Source organism: Enterococcus sp. AZ167 (assembly GCF_051714025.1).
Classification (GTDB): domain Bacteria; phylum Bacillota; class Bacilli; order Lactobacillales; family Enterococcaceae; genus Enterococcus_D; species Enterococcus_D casseliflavus.
Genome location: NZ_JBIORB010000002.1, coordinates 222,751 through 244,813, shown reverse-complemented (window position 1 = coordinate 244,813; position 22,063 = coordinate 222,751). Strand labels below are relative to the sequence as shown.

At 41.9% G+C, this 22,063-nt stretch carries 16 protein-coding genes and 1 pseudogene; 4 read left to right on the top strand and 13 right to left on the bottom strand.

Going from position 1 to position 22,063, the window contains the following annotated elements:
* Positions 1-7: 7 nt before the first annotated feature.
* Positions 8-421 carry a PTS sugar transporter subunit IIA gene (locus tag IGJ05_RS12715; protein WP_266166621.1) on the bottom strand — a complete coding sequence of 138 codons (414 nt, stop codon included), beginning with the start codon at positions 419-421 and terminating at the stop codon, positions 8-10.
* A 163-nt stretch (positions 422-584) separates the two neighbouring features.
* Between IGJ05_RS12715 and deoC the strand changes: the two genes are divergently transcribed.
* From deoC to IGJ05_RS12695, 4 genes and pseudogenes are all read left to right on the top strand, one after another.
* Complete coding sequence (gene deoC / locus IGJ05_RS12710; RefSeq protein ID WP_005234205.1) at positions 585-1,286, top strand: deoxyribose-phosphate aldolase; 702 nt, start codon at positions 585-587, stop codon at positions 1,284-1,286.
* A gap of 10 nt (positions 1,287-1,296) precedes the next feature.
* Positions 1,297-1,875, top strand: a complete 579-nt coding sequence (locus IGJ05_RS12705) for an SDR family oxidoreductase (RefSeq protein ID WP_266166622.1) — start codon at positions 1,297-1,299, stop codon at positions 1,873-1,875.
* A gap of 269 nt (positions 1,876-2,144) precedes the next feature.
* The gene (locus IGJ05_RS12700) at positions 2,145-3,332 is read left to right on the top strand and encodes an IS110 family transposase (protein ID WP_010748508.1); all 1,188 of its coding nucleotides are present in this window, start codon (positions 2,145-2,147) and stop codon (positions 3,330-3,332) included.
* A 163-nt stretch (positions 3,333-3,495) separates the two neighbouring features.
* Positions 3,496-3,780 (top strand): annotated as a pseudogene (locus IGJ05_RS12695) (sugar nucleotide-binding protein); the annotation flags it as partial.
* 147 nt (positions 3,781-3,927) lie between these two features.
* Here IGJ05_RS12695 and IGJ05_RS12690 read toward each other — a convergent pair.
* From IGJ05_RS12690 to IGJ05_RS12635, 12 genes are all read right to left on the bottom strand, one after another.
* Positions 3,928-4,779 (bottom strand): sugar phosphate isomerase/epimerase family protein, encoded by an 852-nt coding sequence (locus tag IGJ05_RS12690; RefSeq protein WP_266167236.1) that lies wholly within the window; start codon positions 4,777-4,779, stop codon positions 3,928-3,930.
* A complete protein-coding gene (locus tag IGJ05_RS12685; RefSeq protein ID WP_266167235.1) occupies positions 4,751-7,423 on the bottom strand; it encodes a beta-galactosidase in 2,673 nt (890 codons plus the stop codon). The genes IGJ05_RS12690 and IGJ05_RS12685 overlap by 29 nt, the downstream gene beginning before the upstream one ends.
* Positions 7,424-7,616: 193 nt before the next feature.
* Positions 7,617-9,827, bottom strand: coding sequence for a helix-turn-helix transcriptional regulator (locus tag IGJ05_RS12680; RefSeq protein ID WP_266167234.1), 2,211 nt, complete (start codon positions 9,825-9,827; stop codon positions 7,617-7,619).
* An 86-nt stretch (positions 9,828-9,913) separates the two neighbouring features.
* Positions 9,914-10,792 carry a carbohydrate ABC transporter permease gene (locus IGJ05_RS12675; protein WP_005234200.1) on the bottom strand — a complete coding sequence of 293 codons (879 nt, stop codon included), beginning with the start codon at positions 10,790-10,792 and terminating at the stop codon, positions 9,914-9,916.
* An 11-nt stretch (positions 10,793-10,803) separates the two neighbouring features.
* A complete protein-coding gene (locus IGJ05_RS12670) occupies positions 10,804-11,751 on the bottom strand; it encodes an ABC transporter permease (protein WP_005234199.1) in 948 nt (315 codons plus the stop codon).
* Positions 11,736-14,249: a hypothetical protein gene (locus IGJ05_RS12665; RefSeq protein WP_317755786.1), complete on the bottom strand. Its 2,514-nt coding sequence runs from the start codon at positions 14,247-14,249 to the stop codon at positions 11,736-11,738. Before IGJ05_RS12665 ends, IGJ05_RS12670 begins: the two co-directional genes overlap by 16 nt.
* Positions 14,224-14,898, bottom strand: coding sequence for a YesL family protein (locus tag IGJ05_RS12660; protein WP_016608833.1), 675 nt, complete (start codon positions 14,896-14,898; stop codon positions 14,224-14,226). The genes IGJ05_RS12665 and IGJ05_RS12660 overlap by 26 nt, the downstream gene beginning before the upstream one ends.
* Positions 14,898-15,566, bottom strand: a complete 669-nt coding sequence (locus tag IGJ05_RS12655; RefSeq protein WP_266167232.1) for a DUF1961 family protein — start codon at positions 15,564-15,566, stop codon at positions 14,898-14,900. The genes IGJ05_RS12660 and IGJ05_RS12655 overlap by 1 nt, the downstream gene beginning before the upstream one ends.
* Positions 15,567-15,845: 279 nt before the next feature.
* Entirely contained in the window at positions 15,846-17,360 is a 1,515-nt protein-coding gene (locus IGJ05_RS12650) for an extracellular solute-binding protein (RefSeq protein ID WP_438725268.1), read from the bottom strand.
* A 374-nt stretch (positions 17,361-17,734) separates the two neighbouring features.
* The gene (locus IGJ05_RS12645) at positions 17,735-19,252 is read right to left on the bottom strand and encodes an MGH1-like glycoside hydrolase domain-containing protein (protein ID WP_266167229.1); all 1,518 of its coding nucleotides are present in this window, start codon (positions 19,250-19,252) and stop codon (positions 17,735-17,737) included.
* Between the two features lie 51 nt (positions 19,253-19,303).
* Positions 19,304-20,557 (bottom strand): glycoside hydrolase family 28 protein, encoded by a 1,254-nt coding sequence (locus IGJ05_RS12640; RefSeq protein WP_266167228.1) that lies wholly within the window; start codon positions 20,555-20,557, stop codon positions 19,304-19,306.
* A 422-nt stretch (positions 20,558-20,979) separates the two neighbouring features.
* Complete coding sequence (locus tag IGJ05_RS12635; protein WP_266167227.1) at positions 20,980-22,056, bottom strand: glycoside hydrolase family 28 protein; 1,077 nt, start codon at positions 22,054-22,056, stop codon at positions 20,980-20,982.
* Positions 22,057-22,063: the final 7 nt, after the last annotated feature.

Below are 22,063 nucleotides of genomic sequence, written 5' to 3'. Positions count from 1 at the left end.
CCTATCTTTAAAATATATTCTCATCCTCAAATTCATTATCGTCCTCGATAAAAGTCACCCCATCTTTACCTGCAGCAATCGCTAAATCAAACAAAGCATCGAACGATCGACTTCCCACTGCTAAACCAACTTCCAAGAGCATGGGTAGATTCATACCAGCAACTAATTTGATTGGTTTCTTATGCTCTAATAAGTAATTATAAGAAACATTGAAAGGCGTTCCTCCTTTGATATCTGTAAGAATCAAAACCTCCTCTTTCTTCAATTGTTCCATTACTTGATAGAACTGTTTTTTGAACGCCTCTACACCTGCATCTGTCAACTGAATCGCTATCAACTGATCATTCTCCCCAGCAATCATTTGATAGCTCTGTAATAACCCTGTTCCAAAGTTTCCATGAGATGCTACGATCACTTTCATTGTTTCCCCTCCAATATGTAATTACAAATAAAATTGTTACCCTTATACTAAACCTACCAGGTAAGCGTTGTCAATATGGTAAAATTAATATATTTAGCTATTTGACAAAAAAGTTATTGTGAAGTATCATCTGATTTGTAATTACATATCAGGAGGGGAAACCATGAAAAAATTTTCGATTGATCAATTGGCTCGTTTCATTGATCATACAAACTTAAAACCATTTGCAACCGAAGAAGACTTAAAGATTTTGTGCGAGGAAGCAAAAGAGTATCACTTTAAAATGGTTGCCATCAACCAAGTTCAATCTAACCGATGCTATACCCACTTAAAAGAAACGGATATTGGGATTGGTGCAGCAATAGGATTTCCGTTAGGACAAACATCAATTGCAGCAAAAGCCTTTGAAACAAAAGATGCAATAGAAAATGGTGCGACAGAAATCGACTATGTTATCAATATCACTGAAGTAAAAGCCCAAAATTGGGATTATCTTAAAGAAGAAATGCAAACCATCGTTTCTTTGTGCCGAGAAAAACAAGTTATTTCCAAAGTTATTTTTGAGAATGCGTATTTAACTCAGGAAGAAAAGATTGCACTTTGTCAGATCGCCAAAGAAATCAGACCAGATTTTATTAAAACCTCCACTGGATTTGCACCATCTGGGGCGACTTTCGAGGATATAACACTCATGAAACAATATGTAGGAGAGGATGTAGCGATCAAAGCTGCAGGTGGTATCCGTGATGCAGAAACATTCTTAAAAATGATCCAACTCGGAGCAAGTCGCATTGGGACAAGTTCTGGTATCTCAATCATCGAAACACTAAAAGCGGACGCATTGGATGGGTATATAACTATTTAAGGAGGAGTATATGACTACGATCGCGATTACCGGAGCCAACGGCTATTTAGCCTCTTTGATTCAGAAACAAAATCACGAAACCTTCTCATTTCTTCCTATCACTCGTAAGGATGTCGATTATGAAGATTTAGCTGCCGTCAATAAGTTTTTTGAAAAGCAAACGTTTGACATACTCATCCATACCGCTGCACGTACCCAAACGGCCGACTGTGAAGCACATCCCTTTGAAACAAAAAAAGTGAACACGGACAGTGCAATTGAATTAGCAAAGATTTGTAAAAAAAAGAATGCTCGCTTCATTTTTTTAAGTACTGAACAAGTCTTCAACGATAACGCAGTCGGTCCCTATTCAGAATCGGATTCGCCCAAAAGCGCATCGATCTATGGGCAACAAAAACTAGCTGTCGAAACCTTCCTAAGAACCTTTGATTGCGATTATTTGATTTTACGCCTTTCATGGATGATGGGTCTTTCTTATCCCGAAGTCTCTGCCAGCCCGAATATTCTCAAGCAGGTAATAAACGCCTTCTTGTATCAGCAGCCAACCTCCTTGTATATTAGAGTTAGGGTTTTAACCTTCCGGTTTTGATTGGATAACCCTATGAACCATCGTTATTTTAATTTGGTATTAACTCATTCATTTTGAGATAATATATTTATTGGATTGAGAGGCTATGCCGTTGCCTCCTTGAGTTTTGAAGCTCGTAATCGAAAGACTGGCACCTCTCTCTGATAAGTGGATTACGTATGAGTTAGATGTTGAAAGTTTTTGCTTTACTCCGTATCTCGTACAAGGTAGTGACGCTTTTCAGTTGAGCGGGTTTCAATCCAAAATATTTTTTTAGAAAGGTCAAATGTATGTACTTCTTAGGAATTGATATCGGCAAGCGAACTCACGTGGCTTCTTTAATGAGTGAAGAAGGTAAAGTGATCCTAAAAGGTTTTTCTTTCCCTAACACTACTGAAGGAGCTGATTCCCTGATTGAGCGGCTTTCAAAATATTCAGAGACTCCCGCTGACTTTATTGTCGGAATGGAAGCTACGGGTCATTATTGGCTCTCCATCTTTTCATACCTCCACGAATCAGACTTTTTGATTCACGTTGTGAATCCTCTTCAAACCGATGGCTGGCGCAAAGGAACAGAAATCAGAAAACGAAAAAATGATATTATTGATTCTGTTTTGATTGCTGACTTGATGCGTTATGGTTCCTTTGTAGAAACAGTATTGTCTGATGAAAATGTTTTTTCGTTAAAACAACTTTCACGTTACCGAACCTATTTAGTAGGTACCGCAAGCGACTTCAAACGAAAAATCATAGCTGTACTAGATCAAGTGTTTCCTGAATATGCATCAATTTTTTCTAAACAAGGTATTTTCGGAAAAGCGTCTAAAGAGTTATTGCTTGAGTTTAGTTCTCCTATAGAGCTAGAAGAAATTTCGGCAGAAACGTTGGCTCAATACTTAGCTGAGTTAAGCAGGAACCGAATAAAGCCAGAGAAAGCAGATCAATTGAAGCAAGCAGCTTCTAACTCCTTTGGAGTGAAATTTGCTCAAGAAGCTTTTACATTTCAATTACGCTCCATGATTGAACAATTGAAATTCATCGAAAGCCAAGTAAAAGAAACTGAAAAAGAAATTAAGCGCATAATGAGTAATTTAGACTCTGTTATTCTCACAATCCCTGGAATCGGCCCTATAAATGGCGCGACAATTCTTGGTGAAATTGGAGACATTCGCAAATTTTCTAATCCGAAAAAACTGGTTGCTTATGCTGGCATAGACGCGTCTGTGTCCCAATCTGGGCAATACGAAGCAACACATAATGTTATGAGCAAGCGTGGATCTCCATACTTACGAAAAGCCTTGTTTTCAGCTGCTCTAGTTGCTTCTCAATGTGATCCTGTTTTTCGCGCGTTTTATCAGAAAAAAATTTCTGAGGGAAAGCATCATCTGACGGCCTTAGGTGCTGTTTCTCGTAAGCTTTGTTATGTGATTCATGCTATTTTAACTAAAAATGAACCTTATAAGATTGTTTCCGATTAGCTATTGAACAATCAAAAAAATCTAATAGTGAAAGGTCTATTTGTTGTACTCATTTTTTGGACTTAACTGTTATAAAATATTTTTTTGATTTAGCTAATTTTCACTTGACTCTATATAGTTAGTCTTTCCAGTACATGAGGTAAGAGGACTCACTTACGCCAAAAAATTTGCTGATCAACTTGAAAAAATCCTTCAACTACCAACTGGCATTTATCATTTTTCTAGTACGAACTCACTGTCTACCTATGCGCTCGCGACATTTATTGCCAAAGAGCTTGGCTTTGATGAAAAATTATGTAGAAAGTATGTTTTGCCAGATGAGGAACGTTACGCCCAGGCGCCTCGTGATCTTCGTTTAGCCACTGAAAAAATAAAAAGCCATGGTCTGTCACTATCTTCTTCTCAAAATGATGTGATCGAATGTCTGAAAGATTTTGGCTGGCAATAAAAATGATCTCCAAAAGTCCTAGCCAAAAAGGCTACGAATTATTCGGTACGATTGATTGTCAATGAAATGAAAACCATACGAAAAAAGCACGTACTTTTTCTAGCAGTACGTGCTTTCGTTATCAAGCAGCTATTTGAAAATATTGTGTTAGTTGTAAGAGCCCCCCTGTCCAACTCTCTCTTCAATCAACGCCACCGCACGATCGATCCCAGCGTCTTTTGTTTCTTCTAGCACCACGTAACAGTATGGCTTGTGTTTGATCAGAAGCTGTAAAATTTCTGGATACCGTATTTGTCCTTCGCCTAATGGGACAGGGATCACTTCTTCTCCCGAGAGTTGAAAATCCTTTAGGTGCAAGCAGACGATTTTCTCTCCGAAAAGAGTAAATGCTTCTTCTACCAATGCGACTTGATCAGCAGCCGTTTTTGCGGTGATCAAATTCGTTGGATCGTAAATGATCCCTAAATAATCAGAAGGAACACGTTCAATCAGCTCGGCGATGCGCTGATTCGAATACAGCGGATGATTCAGTCCAGCTTCGATCCCTACCATGATTTGATGTTTTTCTCCCACTCGAACGAGTCGCTGGATCACATGGATCAAGTCTTCGAAAACCTCATCTGAAAAATTCTCTTCGCTATATCCCAGCGCGGCAATGACTGAGCCTGTTTCTGAAGCCACCATGCTGGCACCAAAATAACGGGCATGGAATAAATAGCGCTCAAATTTCTGTAAGATTTTTTCTCGTTCCTCTGGTTCGGGATGAATCAAGTTACTATAACAACTTAACAAAGCGATTTGAACGCCTTGTTCTTGGAATTCATTCTTGAAGAAGGTCCCCATACCTGGATTCATCTTTTCAGGAGCACTTAGATCTGGAAAAGACGCATTCAAGGCAAACTGAACGTTTTTTATTTTCTTTGCACCTACCGCTTGTGCTAACTGCTTTGGTGTATATTCTCCTGAAAGGTCATGCCCTCGGATGGCTAAATGAATCATCTGACTCCTCGCTTTCTACTATTTTTTCCCATTCAATAATCAAATTTTCATAAGGTTCTAGCCTATGGTTACCAAGCGCCAGCGCTTCCCCTGATAAGCGTTCGAAACCGGGGAGATGTAAGGTAAAGTCAGCTGTCGTCAGCCCTAAGTTACTGATCCAGAGTTGGACATGGGTCGCTGACTCTCGGCGATACTTCATCACACCTTCCGAACATTTGATCAACTGGCGCTCTGATTCATAAGGGAAAAGTTCTTTGCGACAAAACGACTGCCATATCAAACTGTCTGTTAAATTGCTAGGTAGCGCACCTAAATAGATGATCTCTCCTTGAGCCAGTTGTTTCTTAGCTAGTAGCGTTTGGTCATTCCCTCGTCCGATCGTTTCCCAATCTTCTGGGCAGTGAAAAACGGTGACCAAATGATCCAAAGGTTCTTTTAGGCCGTCATAGGTTAGCTGATAAGTCAGTCCTTTCACCGTAAACTGCTGGATTTTGTCAAACCCGAGCCATTCTCCTAAACGATCTAAGCCATTCGTCGCTGGCCACGCCAGCTCTTTGGTTCGATCCCCCGTCATCGGGCCTAAAATCAGCTTGCCTCCTACTTCAGTAAAGGCGGCAAATTTTTTCAACAAGGTAGGACTGATCCAACGAACAAATGGGGCAAGAACAACATCATACTCTTCTAACGGACTATTTTCTTGAATGATTTCTACACGAATTCCTTGCCGAATCAGACTGCCGTAAAATTCGGTAAACAGGCTGCGATAATCATAAACACCCCCATGATCGATCGTGTAAAAACGTTTCGAGTAATCCGAGTAGATAATGGCTATTTTTGCCGATACATACTTCGTTTCCGCTAAAAGTGGTGCGATCTGTTGTCTTAGTTCGCCAATCCGAACTACCTCTTCATACCCACGATCTGGCTCTCCCCAAGCAGTTAACACGGCACTATGGGGTTGCTCCACACCATAGCGATGTCCACGAAAATGCCAAAAGCAGAAGGATTTCAAATTACCAGCATAGCCAATGAACGCTTCACTTGTGACAAACCCATGAGGACGAGGTGCCGCATAATTTTCAATATGACCTGCATTGGCAGTACAAGTTTCTAACAATAACATTTCCTTGTTGCGCGGTTTGACATTCCGCCAACGATCCAAGTTCATGGTATACGCTGGATAGTTGTCTGCCGGTGCATACGTATCAAAACCAGCAATATCTAAATCAGCAAATAGCTCATCATTTTGCAAGTTAAACCCAAAAGCGGAGTTATGGGTAATGGGTAACGCGGTCTCCATTCGGATAAAATGACAAAGATCATGCGCAAACTCATTCAACGTATCAGTGGTAAAACGGCGAAAGGCATTCATCAAGGAAGAATTATGCAAAAATGGGGTCGTTAGCGGCAAGACGACATCCTCAAATGCGTCATACCACTCACTCCACACCTTCGTTCCCCAACACTCATTGAGGTTAGTCACGGATTGATAGCTGTCTTTTAAATACGTATGCCAACGCGTTTGGCACGTCGTACAATAACATAGATCGACATGACATTTAAACTCATTGTCCAATTGCAACATAACAACATTTTCATGTTTTTCGGCAATCTCAGCGATTTTTCTCGTCAAACGATAGGCATAACGGCGAAAGTCCTCGTTGTTGGTACAGACATGCTGTCTTGAGCCGTGATGCATCTTCGTTCCATCTTGGTTAGTGACCAATGCTTCTGGGTACTGTTTTGTAAACCAGCGGGGTGGGGTCGGCGTTGAAATACATAAGCAAACATCGATGCCATTTGCTTGGTACTGTTCTAGCGCACGTTCCAACAACGAAAAATCATATTCTCCAGGTTGAGGCTCCAAGTCGCGCCACATGAATTCCCCAATTCTAGCAAAATTCATGCCCAACGTTTTCATCGTGTGACTATCACTTTGCATGATTTCTTCCGACCAGACTTCTGGATACATGCAGGCGCCGTAATAAATATCAGGAAACAGTGGTTGCTCATGGAAAAACGCCTGTAGACGAATCGCTACATAGCGAGCGATCATATGCGCCCCGAGCTTTGAAAAGTGGGTATCATCTGCAAGACCTGCAGGATAATTGGGGTGCTCATTCGGTGCTAACCAAACAAAGAGTGCTTTGGAAGCTTCTAGTCCTAATGTGTCATAATAATGATAGGTATAGCGATTTAAATCAAACAAAACTACTTCTTCCGTTCGACTAAGTTCTCTTAAGACAGGTAAAAATGCTGACAACGTATGCGCCAATCGTCCCTCTTCTCCTACCCGCCGTTCAACAGGTGTACACAGGATCGGGATTCCTGCTTTTTCTTTGATTTGACGGATCATGTCTGTCAAATGAGCAATGTACGCCTCCATCGTGACATGATTTTTCTCTTTTTGGTCATTATGTCCAAATTGCAGTAGGACGACTGTATTCGGTTCGACTTCTTGCAGGAGTTGCTCAAACAACCCTTCTTCGATAAACGAACGAGTCGTACTGCCGTTTTTTGCAAAATTGCGTACGTTTACTTCTGGGGGTAGATAGCTTGGTAAGGCTTGTCCCCAGCCCATCATTGGCTGTTGATCAAGGGGATAATCCGCCACGGTTGAATCTCCGCCTAGAACGATTTTCATTTCTTTTCTTCCTCCATCTATTTACTATCAGATTTCCAACAGCGTTGACAAGTCTGCTGGTTTTCTTGCTGAACTTAAGCTGTATTAGAAATCGCTTTCTTTTCTATTATACAAAACATTGGCTGACGAAAACATAGAAAAATCAGAGCAAAAGCTGCGAAAATACGAGCTTTTACGCAGCAACCAACAGTGATCAGCTCTGACCTTTTCGATATTGTCCTGGGGTCATTCCCGTGCACTTTTTAAATAAACGATTGAAGTAACTGGGATTATACCCAAGGTTTTCTGCAATTTCATTGATTTGATGATCGGTTTCTAGCAACTGCCGTTTCGCTTCTACGATGCGAACATTGGTTAAATAATCAATAAAGTTGACCTGCTTGGCACGCTTGAACTCCTTACTCAAAAAGATTGGGTCTACTTCGAAACGATCCGCAACATATTCTAACGAAATTTGTTCATTGCGAAAATCAGATTGGATGTACTCCGCTACTTTTTGGATCATTTCACTATAAGAATTAGCGACATTTTCTTGCCAGAGGATGGAGACGGGCTTTAAGAAATGATGGTACAAAAAGGCTTGGATCTGATTGATGTCTAAAAGTCGTTCGATTCGTTCTAACACAACCGTTTTCGATACATAATCCGTTCGTGAGACACCATTTTCATTTAAAAGGTAATCGACTTGATCGTACAGTCGATTGACCACATAGATCACCGCAGCCTGTTGATTGTTTTCTGCCACGACCTGTTCCAAAAACCGCTGGACACTTCGTTGCAATTCTTCATGATAGCCACTTTTCAGCGCTGTTAAAATCAAGTTTTCTTGCGAAAGAGAATACTTCGGCAACGGGCGCATTTTCTCTCCTTGAAGCACTTGATTTTCGGGAATCAACCGTTGCAGATGGATTTGCTTTTTGAGACGTTGGGCAACTTCAGGCAACTTGCGAATCTCAGTTTCTTGTTGCGAACTAACGATGGTGACATAACGGCAGACGATCAAATTGATTTGCTTGGTAACCATCGTGAAGTAATCTGTCAGTTGCTGCTCTTGATTGACCACAAAAACCAAAATCCGTCCTTCATTTGACGAAACGATGGTTGATTCTGGGGAAAACATGGCTGTGACATCCGTTATAATGTTTTCTAGCGCAAACAAAATGTGGGTTTCATCTTGTGAATTTGCTTGATTGCTTAATAGATCATTGAGTTGGAAATAAAACAGGCGATACCCTTGGTCACTTAAACGCCAGTTTTTTTGCTGCAGTAATTGTTGCGATTCTTCCTCTGACAAATAGCCATAATACCCTTCCATCAAATGTTGGATCACTTGCCGCTTCTGCGAATCTTGAAAGCGTTCCGCCTGATTTTGTAGCAATCCTTTTTCCCGACTTAATTGTTGCCAACGGTCCACCAAAAACTCCAGATCGTTTTCTTTTTTCCACTGGGTATTGCCAAAGAGCTGATCCATCGTTTTTTCAAAAGGTTGGTATTGTTTTTTTGCCAAAAAGAGACTCATGACTGCCACACAAGCAATAAAAAGAATACTTACGACGATCAGCACTCTAGCCAAATGAGTGACTGGCTCGGTAATCAATGCTAAGGGAACGACGGTATAAAATGTCCATATTTGGTTGAGTCGCGTACTGTTTACGGCGATCATGCTATAATCATTGCCATTGATCGATTCGACCCAGGTTCCTTGATGCTCCTCACTCAGCGGTTGGATAACATTCGCTAAGTTCTGATCGCCAATAAAACGAAAACTCTCATGATTAAAGGAAATCGCTGCGAGTCCATTTTCAATTTGAGTATCATAAAAATACTTTAACAATGATTGCTCGTCGATCGTTGCAACTAAAAAAATTTTAGGCTGATCTTCACCTTGGCTATCAATGTTTTGTACAAAAATCAATTCATCCTCTTCTTCAATGATCTTCCACTGGTACTGCCTCCCATTATCGATCCGATAGCGTTCAAATGCTGTTTTGGTTTGCTCGAGCGTTAATTCATACGTGCCGCCACTTTCAATCCCAAAGGGCGCCTCGCCGAGCGAATAAATACCGATTCGATTGACATAATTGGAGCTATTGGTTAAGTAAAACAATTCTTCCGACAGCTGGATCAACGTCTGATAATTCGTCGTTTCCAATAAATCTTCTTGGTAGCGCCTTTGAAACGATTGCCCCCAAACGCTTAAAGTCACTTCCAGCTGCGAGAACTGTTGGTTGATGTTACTAACGATTCCTTCGACTTGGCGATTGTTTAGTTCTTGATACGATCGTTGTAATGGTCCGATCAAATAGGCATGCAAAAAGATTGCAACGGCTAATAGCGGCACGACGATCCATAGACTGGCTAGCTGCAGTTTTCGATGAAAACCGCCTGTTTTAAAGTACTTCATTCCCAAACACCCTTGTAATAGATTTTATGTAACAAATTGTCATACGAAAAAACGCATGACAACCTATCCACAACTATTGAAGTGTATCATCCTTTGACGGATCCAATCAGCATTCCTTTGGCAAAATGTTTTTGCAAAAACGGATAGAAGATCAAAATTGGCAAAGTCGCCACAATGATGACTGCAAATTTGATTCCTTGTTCAGGCGGCACATAGTTGGGGTCCATACTTGCTAACGCATTGGCACCACTGGAGGCCATCGTGATCTGTCTTAACAATAACTGAATCGGCCATTTTGCTGAATCATTGATATAGAGCAATCCACTCATGAAGTCGTTCCAGATACCAACGGCGTAAAAAAGGGTGAAGGTCGCGATCACTGGTTTTGATAAAGGCAAAATGATTTTCCATAAGATCCCTAGTTCCGTACAGCCATCCATCTTGGCGGATTCTTCCAATTCGATCGGCATTTCTTGGAAAAAGTTTTTGATGATCATTAAGTTGAACGGATTGATCGCGATTGGCAAAATCAATGCCCAATAAGAATTGATCAGTCCTAAATTTTTCACCACGATAAACGTTGGGATCATCCCACCTGAAAAGAGCATTGCAAAAATCACGAGATTCAACAAGGTGTTCCGTCCTTTTAGGTGCTTGCGTGATAAAGGATAGGCAAAGGTGAAGGTACAGAAAAGCTGCACCAGCGTGCCAACGATGGTAACGCCGACCGTTACAAGCAAACTACGGATAAAGGTGTTGGTTGAAAAAATAAAGCGATAGGAGTCGAGACTGATCTCATTTGGCCATAAGAAAAACGAACGTGTGGTCAATTCTAACTCCGTAGCAAATGAACCTGCGATCACATAAATAAAAGGAATCACCATGAATAACCCAATCAATGCCAAAAATAGCGCATTAAAAATGTCAAATATTTTCCCTGCCTTCGTATTGTGTAAAGTATCCATCTTTTTCCTCCTTAGTATAAGCCGCTTTCGCCAAAGCGTTTCGCTAATTTATTGGTACAAAGTACGAGGATGATCCCAACGATCGATTTAAATAATCCGACGGCTGTTGAGTAACTGTAAGCGCCATTGGTGATCCCCATCATATACACATACGTATCAAAAACATCTGCTACTGTTCGGTTCAACTGATTGGTCATCAAGAAAATCTGATCAAACCCAGTAGACAAAATCGACCCGATCCGCATGATCAGCATAATGATGATCGTCGAACGAATCGCAGGCAAAGTGATGTGCCACACACGACGGAAACGTCCTGCACCATCCATGATCGCGGCTTCGTATTGTTCCTGATCTACACCTGATAAGGCAGCTAAATAAATAATAGTCCCCCAACCGATCTCTTTCCAAATCGATTGCATTACGATCATGGGGCGGAACCATTGCGGGTCTGAGAGAAAGTCGATTTCAACGCCTGTCAACGAAGCGATAAATTGAGTGATCGCTCCATGATCGATGTTGAATAAGATATGCCAAAGACTAACGACGATCGTCCATGAAAGAAAATGTGGTACATAGACGAAGGTTTGAATGGTCCGCTGAAACAGCTTGTTGCGCAATTCATTCAGTAACAGTGCCAAAAAGATGGGTGCTGGAAACGAAAAGAAGATGTTTAAAAAGGCAATCATCAACGTGTTCCACAAGATCCGAAAGAAATCAGGATTATTGAAGAAATCCATAAAATTTTGTGTTCCGACCCATGGACTATCTGCGATTCCTAAAAAGGGCACATAATCTTTGAAAGCAATGATCAACCCATACATCGGTGCATAACGAAATACTGCAAAATAGATGATCCCGGGAATCGTCAAAATATAGAGCCATTTATTTTGTTTAAAATGGTTGAGAAAACTCCCCCATTGCTCTTTCGTTTTCGGCACTTTTTTTATTGTTGTTTCCATTCATTCTCCTCCTCTAACTCCGCTCCGATCAGTGCTAAACAACAAATCGTATTTAGACCCCACTGTGCCAACACATTGGTCGATACCCACGGCATTTCTTTTATTTTTTTCCACGTTGTCGCTGCTTCAATGGTCGCTTCGATCGGCAATGGAACACCCGATTTGTCATTATCAAGCAATAACTGCCAAGCCCTTTGGCTGATTGCTTGATCGTTACGCACTCGCCCAGCAAAGGCCATCATCGTCGACGCAAACATTGGCCAGGCAAAATGAGGTTCCGTCAGTACCCCGTTTGATTCTTCTGCTTTTCTCTCAGGACTCAAGCTATAAAACCAGCCAAACTCCCCTAACATCTCTGTCCACTCGGGGTCTTCCAGCACTTGAGCAAGTTCTAACCAAACTTGCGGCGCCCCAAAGGAGATGACCATGTGATAGCCGCCAAAATTCCCAGTTCCCATATAAGATAAGGTTTTGTCTTGTGGATCAAATAACACTGTGGGACCAGACAATAGGCGCTGGGGCATGGCTTTGATGCAGGTGATGCCCGTGCGAATTTTTTCAAGGTAAACAGGATCATTCGTCCGTTCCCACTGGGTAAACCAGTTCGAGACTAGCGCAGCCCAATCTGGTCCGATGCGAATCGGTATCCGCTTCGTTTCTCGTTCATAAAACTCGCGCATCGGTGGTAACGCATCAAAAGCATAGGTTTCATTGTCTTTGACTTGTTCCATAATCTCCCCAATGCGTTCATCCGCTGTCAAATAGTAGTAGTAGCGATGGAGACCCGCCATTGAAATTCGAACTTCTTTTGCTTGGCAGCCCCAATGAACGACATTATGCCGTGACCCTAATCCTTTGTATTCACCAGCATGATACTGATCGACTTCTGAAGTATGTCTCGTCATACTTTCAGCCAGATAGTAGACGCTTGGATCACCAGTCCGTAAGAAATCTAGCCAAAGCCACATGTTAGGGACCAATTCAGTGTTTTGCCAAGCGTACCCACCAAGATCGTAGCGCCATTGGTGTCGAAACTGATCATAGGTATGCATGACATCACCATAGTTCCAATAGCCATACCAACTTCTTTGTTGGACTTCTGCTAAATAGAATTGACGCATCTTAGCCAATTGTTGCTCCAGCAACTGTTTCGTTTTCGTTGATTCGTCTGGTAAACTGATCCTGCCAAAAACCTTCGTCTCTTGATAACGCTCTGGCAATGAAACGATCTGGGCAGGTTCTTGGTTTTCTTGAGCTAAGCCCAGCAACACTTCTTCTGACGGGGCTTCTTCATATAGATCCAACCAACAACGCGTCGTATTTGCTACGCCAACTGCCGTCGAACGAATCTCTTCCATTCCTTCGTATCCGCTAAGCATATGATCACGTTTGGAATAGTGCTGAAAATCCATTGGCTTGGCATTCGGTGACCACTGCCACATCGTGATTTGGGTTTCTTTTTGGGTGATGCCTGTCACCTCGATCGCAGATGGTGCTTTTTCCCAAAATTTCTCCATGCTGCAAGCAACGCCGCCGGTTTCTCCCCCAGCGTAAAAGGTACCTGAATAATGCTCGCCATCCCCAATGGGCAACCAACAGTACCCAGCTTCTGTCTGTTTTTCTAATTCAAATGACCGATGATTGATTTGATTGACCCGAAAATTGTCCCAAATAGCATTTTCCACCGCATGAGACAGCATCGGCTCGTCCGCTGAGGTCAATGAAACGAGCTGTCCACTGGCTTGTTCTTGATAGGGAATGTTTTGCTGATAGTGTCGCCGTGAAAGTAACAATTGTGCCGCTTCATGATACACAGCATCTGCAATAAATTTGACTTGTCGATTCCAATTTTCACCTGTCAACGCATAATCAAATGCTATCCCCATGCCTTCATAAGCAAGTGGTTTGATGATAATGACCGTATGAATGATTTCCAATTTGCTGATTTCGCGAAAGATACGGAACCGTAAAATAAACTCTTGCACCACTTCTTGATTGATCTCAATGACGCCCGTTACTTTGATAACGGCTTTTTCTGAACCATTTTCTTCCAACATCAAGTCCGTTACTTTGGACTGCACCTTTTTGTTTTGGTATTGCAGGATTGCGTGAAGATCATGCAATTTTTTCTGCCCATTGACCGCTACCCAGTCCAAAACATTTTTCCCTTCCCCATGTTTCGGGAAGAAGCCTTTGATCGTACCGTTGTCAAAATAAATACCGTTGTAAGCTTCCCTAGCAATCGCCTGTTTCTTCTGGACACGCTGTTTTCTTTGAAAAAGTAACTGCGTCGTTTCTGCCACCAGACCACTGTGTCCTGTCCATTTCACACTGCCATCTGGCCAGTAAGCCAGTACTTTCGTTTGCAGCGGCTCCTCCCCCAGCAAAAACAGTTCCTCCCTTAGAACCTCAGGTTGTAAAGCCCCTTTTTCCCATGGATACCCAAAACTCAGCCCACGTTTTCCCTTAGGTTTATTTTTGAGCCATTTCAATGCCATGTTCGATTTCCTCCTCTTCCCTCTCTGCAGGTTGAACTGCATCGTTTTGTTGCTTTAGCTTTTGTTCATTTTCATCAAATAATTTCAAGTAAATCCCCATTGTGCCAATGATCCACATCCCAATACTTAAAAATGGAAGGAGACCGGGGAGAAAAAAGCTGATCGTACTACAAATCCCAAACCAAAGGACGCCTAAAAAGGTGCCAATAGGTTGAAAAAAAAGAAAGCGTAGCGAAGCGCCTAGGTACTTCTTCGTTGGGAGCACATAATATTCGTACATGCTAAGCAATGTATTGATCACAGCGATCGCGACGCATTGGCTAACGATTAATAGGATCAAGCCTGTTTGAGTCAATGCCGCTAAAAATCCTTGCTGGATCACCACCATGGGGCACAAATAAAAGAGAATGATCGGTAAGCCCAAGCGATTCGATCGCCAAAAGTTCCTGCGGTAATACCCAAAGAACGTTTGAAAAAAAGGCGGCGATTCCTGTTTAAGGGTTTTCTTTGCTACGTGGAATCCTGCTTGTACGCTAGGCGCCAGTCCAAAGATGATCCCACCTACTAGTGCACCTATAATAACGGTTACATTTATCAGCAAACAATAAAAGACAAAATCTGCTGCTTGATATGCTTTCTGCCAATTCATCACCGTTCCTCCTCTAAGGAATATACCTTTAAGTCTTTATAGCGGGCCTTCATTGGCGCCATTTGCCGAAATCCGATCGCTCCTTTGGTTAATACGGGACCAAACTGTTCTTCATCAAGGTACCTTAACACCAATAAGTCGTTGATCCAAAAGGAAATCGTTGCACCTACCTTATCGATTTTTAGGTGATAAAACCCTCGGGCATCTGCTACACTCGGAAGTGGGTCTGCGCCTTGGGCGACCAGATGAAACCCATGGCTTTTGCGCAAATTACACGTTTCAAACGCCCGTTCCTCCTCATACTTTCTTCGAAAATAAGAAAGGTGGTAAGCATTGATCCCTCCAGAATGATACTCGGGATATGCCCCGGTTCGTTTGGGTACTCCAGAATCGAAGATCGAGCCACCCTTGCGATTGGTTGCTGCAAAAAAGAGCATACATAAGCCTGGTTCAGCCAGTGGTTGAAACTGCCAGGTGATTCGTAGGTCCGCTGGAAATTGTTGAGGCAGCCATAAAACAAAATGTGGTTGTTTGTTTGATTCTTCAGAATACGTATTCGCCAGAATCATCCCGTCTTGGAAAGTAATCTTGGGCTCTCCTTCAGTAATAAAGTGTTGAATATCTGCTGCTTGATTCAGCGGATTTTCATAGATCAATTTCGCTAACATTTCTTCTTCTCCTTTTATGCGTATATGAGCTACTTTTCTCTTTTCATAGTAAACTTGACCTACATTTCTAACAATTGACTTTTTTTGAATTCCTTGATATCAAGCGTTAGATTAGGGTTTCCACTTGTTTTTTTCCATTTTTTCTTTTCTGATTTCTCACTACCTGTCTCGTCTCACCTAAATAGTACTCCATTTTATTAGCTGAATAATTAGCTGAAAAAAATTATTGAAAAAGAAAAAGGTTGAGAGCAAGATCCACTCAACCTTCTTCGACTGTCGTTATTGTGCTTGATGAAGGGCATTCGTTTCTTCCATCAGCTGCGTGCCTCCTTGATTCTTCCAAAGTTCGATCGCAGCTTCCCACCCCGCTTCATCGATTTGTCCTGCAATAAATTGAACCCGCGCATCACTAATGATCTGATCAAGCTGTGCCCCTTTTGTTACATACGTATCTGTATTATAGGAGGCTGCTGGGTTAAAGACAGCGTGCTCTAAATCAGCTTCCATCAATGACAATCGTTTTTCATAGCTTTCAGTAGCCGCTTCTGTATCAGGCTTAGCAATATAGTACAGGGTATCTTCCGTTACATTCATCCCAATTTGCGAGTACCCTTTGACCGCATTGGCTAACGCTTCAGCTTCTGATCCTTCTAGTGCGACGGACATTCCATCCACTACTTCAAAATTGATTCCTTCAATTCCGTTGTTCAGCAACACCTGTGCTTCTTTATCATTTAATTTATCAAGGAACGTCAACACCTCTTTTAGATGTTCCTCTGTCTGGACACTCGACTTAGGAATCGCCAAGAAACCAGAATAGCCATCTGTCGGTAACGCATTCATCGTACCGCTATTATCTTTTAAATTCCCTGTAAAGACGACGAGGTCTTCTTCTCCAGCTTGCAATAATTTATTACTGATTTGTGCTGCTCGTGAATACGTATCAATAATGATCCCACCACGTCCATTGATAAACGGCTCATCCCATTTATCTGCTGCCATGGTTGCAAAATCACGATTGACATAGCCTTGTTCCACCATATCTTTAACAAATTGCATTGATTCTAGGTATTCTGGTTGCATAAAGGATGGCTCTAAAGTGCCGTCTATTTCTTTCCAAGCATTTCCTGCCCCAAACCAAGTAGCTAACACATCGTAAGGGCTATTTGAATTGATCGAGCCAGGCCATTGGGGAATAATCAAACCAAACGTATCATTTTCACCATTCCCATCGGGATCGTTCTCAGTAAATGCTTTGGCAACCTCATAGAGATCATCGATCGTTTCTGGTACATCTAAGTTTAAGTTTTCTAACCAATCTTTTCGGATGATCACCGCCGTCCGCATCGCATCACGTTTCCGATAAATTCCGTACACTTTGCCATTCACAGAAGAATTACGCAAAACATCCTCGTTAGATTGAGAGAGATTAGGATAATCAGCTAAATAGTCGGTCAAATCCCAAAAAGCGCCATTTTCTGCTGACTTGATAAATCCTCCTGATTTTCCTTGAATGACCATCACTTCTGGAATATCATCTGAAGCTAACGTAATATTCATTTTATCCTCGTAGGATGTATTGGGTGCCCAGGTAATATCAATGTTTTTGCCAGTGTACGCTTCTAATTGCTTCAAAATCTCGTTGTCACTTGCAGGTGGTTCAGTTTCAATGTACGGCGATAAAATCGAAATCGTATCATAATCTGTTGTGGAACCTGCTTCCTCCTTCCCACATGCCGACAAAAAGACGACTGATAGTAACCCCAAACCAAGAATCGTACTTAATTTTTTCACTACTTTTCCTCCTTAGATTTTGTTGTTGAGCCCGATTAAATAAACCGCTTTCAATACCAAAAGCATAACGAAAAGCAGGATTTCCAGCAATTGACATTTTTTGTTAATCGTTGATATATGGCTAGGTAGGGGTTTGTTGACAACGATCTGCTGAGTCTTCCCTTTCCAAAAAAAGTAAGAACATCTGAAGCACTGGCTCTTGGCTTAAAATCTTCGCTCTCTTTTCTCTATCCGTCTCTAATTTCATGCTATGCTTCTAAATAGATGGACAGATCTTTCTTACTCAAGTAGCACATTCTCTTAAGAAGTTACTTGTGACCAAACCAATTAGGCTGTAAATTTTTCAAATTAAAAAAGACCAATTTCTTGGTCCTTTACAAACTGATTTCAATCTTATTTTTACTCTGATAGTGTTTGCCATCGAGCAATACCGTAATGCCTACGCCCTTTCCAAAATGTTCTCCTGATCGATCATACCAGACAGAAATAAAATCACCTTTCATCGGCAAATCCTCAAAAGAAAAATACTCAAGCGTCGTATCTTTAATTGGATCGATCGTCAGCAGTCCCTCATCAGAAAGATGAATACCACAATATCCACGAATGAATAAATCACTGAAAGCAGAATGATTGTAATCTTTTCCACGTTCATAGCCACCTTTTCCTATGGGCCAGTTCTGGTCTTTCAAAATTTTTCTGGAAAGCCATTCTCCTGTATCTGGATCAATATTTTCATCAAGCCAATTGACTTTTGGCCCATCTGCTTTGTTTCGATAAAAACTATTCGCATAGGTCAGCAATTCTCGTGAAATGTCTGTTGCTTTAAGTGAACTATTTTTGTTTTGACGTGAGGCTATCATTGAATTGATCGTTTGGGTTGTGGCAAACGGCCAAGATGGTCCATTCCAAAGGCACTCATGATTTTTCTCACTGGGTAAGTTATAACACAGATGATCTCTGGCTGCTGTAGTCAGACCATACTCACCGTGAAAACACATGGGATCACTCAAATAGCGCCAAGCCCTCGCATGAGTATCTTCGGCAATACCAAAGAGCCAAGGGAGATAGCCAATCAATTCTTTTACATTGTGTTGCTTTGGTATTTGTTTAAAGTCAAATGTTGCAATTTGCGCATCTTTATCCTCTAAGGGAATCACTTTAAAAAATTCTTCTTCAGAATCCCATAAATACTTTATTATATTTTGTTTTAAAAGTGACGCTTTATTTCGATAGTCTTTAGCAAGTGAAGAATCACCTGCTTGCTCGGCAAAATAGGCAATTCCTAAGGCATTGGCATACATGTAACTATTTAATGTTGGCCTCAATCCGCTACCACTAATAGAACACTCCATGGCATCCCGGTCATCATTTGACCAAAACAAACCATAACGAGTCAGATGATGCGTTTCGATCTCTTGATAAAAGGTTACCAAATGAGGTAATAACTGAACACCATACTCAGCATCTGACCAAAGAATCGCATAATTTTTGATCGCATCAATGATCCAAGACGAATAGGCATACTGATTTCCACTGCCTTTAAACCAAAAATCAACATATTCGTGAATGAGTTCGCGACCACATTTTAACCAACGAGCTTCGGAAAGATGATGTCCAACAGCACAATTGATGGAGTTGTATGGTCCTGACCAACGAACGGGTGGTAAAAACTCAGTTATGATCGTTCCCTCTGGTGTGGCTTTCAGATGCTTCCGAAATACCCACCATCGAAAATAATATGCTTCTTCAAATAATGGTTGATTACATGTAAATACTGGGACGTTTTGCATCATCCAGGTTTCTGCGTCAGCATTTGATATACATTGAGAATAAAGTTCTTCATCATTGTGATTAAATGTATCAATATATTTCTTTATAAAATTTTCCCTCATTGTGTCCCTCTCTTTTCCTACTTAGCGATGTACGTTCTCGTTGTCTCTCTACTACCGCTCATACACATCATTTTGATCCAAGGTCGGCGCTAACGCAGTGACGATCGTTTCCACCATCTTTAAGTTCTCAACCCCTGCAATCTTGCCGAACTCGTCGGCATGGATGGAAAGATTTTTTAATGTTAGATTGCGGATCGGTTCTGCTGGGCTGGCCTCGATGAAAAAAGCACGCACGCTTTGTTGTCCTGTTTTGGTAGCTTGCACGTTTTCAATAGTAATGTCGCAGACCTTTGCTGGACCTACTGGAATAGCTGGTTGTACCATCAATTTGTGCCAATAGTCGGGAATCTCTTCCTCATAATCAGCTGGCAGTTCTGGATAACTATAATCTGGGTACCAATTTGTTTGTAAGAGAAAAGGAAAGCCAACATCCTTCATCGTTAAATCCGAAGCAGTGACCTTGCGTATAAATCCACCTCGATTGTTGGCGGATTTGATCCGAAACCCTGCGCCAGTTTGCTCAAAGACGACTTTTTGGATTTTGATCTCTTCGATCCCACCCGAAGTTTCACTACCAATGGCAATTCCTGAACCATACCCTAACTGACAGTCTTTGATCGTGATTTTCCGACAGCTTCTTTGCTGGGCTAAGGCTTCTGCCCCACGTCCCGCCTTGATCGAGATATTGTCATCGTTGCAGGAAATGTAGGCATTTTGAATCGTGACTTCTTTACAGGAATCAATATCGATGCCATCAGTACTAGGCCCTTTTCCATTGTCTATCGTGATGCCGTCGATCAATATGTGGTGAGAATACGTGATTTGGGTATTCCAAAAACCCGACTGTACCGACGAAATATCTTTGATGGTTACTTGCTGACTTTCATAAACAAGGATATTTCGTGGGCGCTTGCAATCATAATCTGCTGCCCAGCGTAAGCCTTTTTTTGCGTAATCCGCCATCATCCCGCTGGCTTCATCTGTTCCCCAAAACGTTTGCCACCATGTTTCTCCACGACCATCAAGTTTTCCTTTTCCAGAGATCATGACATTTTCTGCGTGAAAAACATTGATCATCGCTGCAGGCCACTTCATATTGATCCCTGCGACCCGATTATCTACTTCGGGATAATCGGCCAGTTCTTGACTACCATACAGAATCGTATCCTCTGAGACAATCAAGTGCACATTGCTTTTTAAAAACAATGCGCCGATTTGATAGGCGCCGGGTGGTGTAATCACTGTTCCCTGCACAGTTGATGCTTGGTCAATTTCTCGTTGCAATAATTGCGTGATGTCTTCCATTCTTGCTTGCCTCCTATGTTTTTGTTTTAAGCTGTTGATAGGTTTTTCGATACCCATGATTGTAAAAATTGCGCATCGCCAACCTTTTTTCATCTATCATTTCGTTGGATAGAACTGAGTGCTTCTTACTGGCGCTGTCCATCAAGTAAAGCGTTCCTCTTGGCACATCTCGTTGTCTTTTCCCATGTGCTTTCTGGCGTCCTTTTTTCCTACATTCTTTACTATAGTCCCCTTAGCGGGAAAAGAAAGTCCTTTTTGATTTCTGGGGATCGTCTTTTTTTGCATCGTCCTTTCTTGTTAGAAAAATGCGCCTTTTTGTCTACAAAAGCAAAAAGGCGCAACCTGTCAAGGGAGGAAATAAGGTGCTTAACTAACTGTTTCTCATTGGGAGAACCAACGCAGATCATTTTCAAAAGCTTGTTCTACGTGAGTTTCTTTTGTCCCACCATGGATAGTTCGACTGTTTCTTGGCAACTTATTGCGTCACTTATGGCCGCTCGATCAATGATCGCTGCCTCTTTAAAGCTGACCTCCTGACACTGTTCAAAAATCATTTTCTTTTGCCCTTTAGCTGATTCAAAGGCAACTGACTCAAAAGCAACGCGTTGGATCGGTGAAACCTGCTGTGCTTGTTCATCGACAAACCCTTTTAGCTCGACCAAAGGGTTCTGCCCTACGATACGGGTATTCTTGACCAAAATATCCGAAATGATTGGTAACTGTTGGGCTGCCTGACCATCGGCATTGTAAGCAACAGGATGAGCCATGAAACGATCCAACAGGCAATCGGTGATCGTCACTTGACGAATATAGCCACCACGATCATTCTGCGCTTTCAATTCTAGCCCATAAAGCGTATTGGTCAGTTGACAATCTCGAAAGGAGATATTTTCGACACCACCAGATTGCTCACTACCAATCGCGATGCCATGTCCCCCACGAATAGCCAAATCAAACAGCCGAATATTTTTCGCTGGTCTATTGATCTGATTTCCTTCTGGATTTTTGCCAGATTTGATTGCGATACAATCATCACCCGTATCAAAAACGGTGTCAAAAATCAGCAAGTTTTGCGAAGAATCTGGATCCCATCCATCGCCATTGTCGATGCCTTTGGACTGAATATTCACCCCATGGGTCACAACGGTGTCACAGTAAATCATATGGATAGTCCAGCATGGTGGATCACTCAACGTCAACTCTGTCAAATGGATGTTTTTGGCCTGCATCATACAGATCAAACGTCCCCTTACTCGTCTTCCAGGTTTTCCATCAGAAACATATTCTGGATACTGTTCACGGTCTGCATAAGGGTTTCGCATCGCCAGTCCTAATGGATTCCCGCCACCAATGATCGTTCCTTTGCCACAAAGACGGACATTTTCACAAACGATACGCCCTCGATCGCCCCGATCGATATACCCAATGTTGATCAATGAACGGAAGCAAAACAATTCCCAGCCTTCATAACGGCTTAATGGTAAGCCCTCTTGATTCACGCTTCCT

Coding starts and splice junctions, on each gene's coding strand:
- IGJ05_RS12670 (WP_005234199.1), bottom strand. CDS start 11,751: ATGGAAACAACAATAAAAAAAGTGCCGAAAACGAAAGAGCAATGGGGG.
- IGJ05_RS12700 (WP_010748508.1), top strand. CDS start 2,145: ATGTACTTCTTAGGAATTGATATCGGCAAGCGAACTCACGTGGCTTCT.
- IGJ05_RS12675 (WP_005234200.1), bottom strand. CDS start 10,792: ATGGATACTTTACACAATACGAAGGCAGGGAAAATATTTGACATTTTT.
- IGJ05_RS12655 (WP_266167232.1), bottom strand. CDS start 15,566: ATGTTAGCGAAATTGATCTATGAAAATCCGCTGAATCAAGCAGCAGAT.
- IGJ05_RS12705 (WP_266166622.1), top strand. CDS start 1,297: ATGACTACGATCGCGATTACCGGAGCCAACGGCTATTTAGCCTCTTTG.
- deoC (WP_005234205.1), top strand. CDS start 585: ATGAAAAAATTTTCGATTGATCAATTGGCTCGTTTCATTGATCATACA.
- IGJ05_RS12715 (WP_266166621.1), bottom strand. CDS start 421: ATGAAAGTGATCGTAGCATCTCATGGAAACTTTGGAACAGGGTTATTA.
- IGJ05_RS12640 (WP_266167228.1), bottom strand. CDS start 20,557: ATGGAAGACATCACGCAATTATTGCAACGAGAAATTGACCAAGCATCA.
- IGJ05_RS12680 (WP_266167234.1), bottom strand. CDS start 9,827: ATGAAGTACTTTAAAACAGGCGGTTTTCATCGAAAACTGCAGCTAGCC.
- IGJ05_RS12665 (WP_317755786.1), bottom strand. CDS start 14,249: ATGGCATTGAAATGGCTCAAAAATAAACCTAAGGGAAAACGTGGGCTG.
- IGJ05_RS12690 (WP_266167236.1), bottom strand. CDS start 4,779: ATGATTCATTTAGCCATCCGAGGGCATGACCTTTCAGGAGAATATACA.
- IGJ05_RS12685 (WP_266167235.1), bottom strand. CDS start 7,423: ATGAAAATCGTTCTAGGCGGAGATTCAACCGTGGCGGATTATCCCCTT.
- IGJ05_RS12660 (WP_016608833.1), bottom strand. CDS start 14,898: ATGAATTGGCAGAAAGCATATCAAGCAGCAGATTTTGTCTTTTATTGT.
- IGJ05_RS12645 (WP_266167229.1), bottom strand. CDS start 19,252: ATGAGGGAAAATTTTATAAAGAAATATATTGATACATTTAATCACAAT.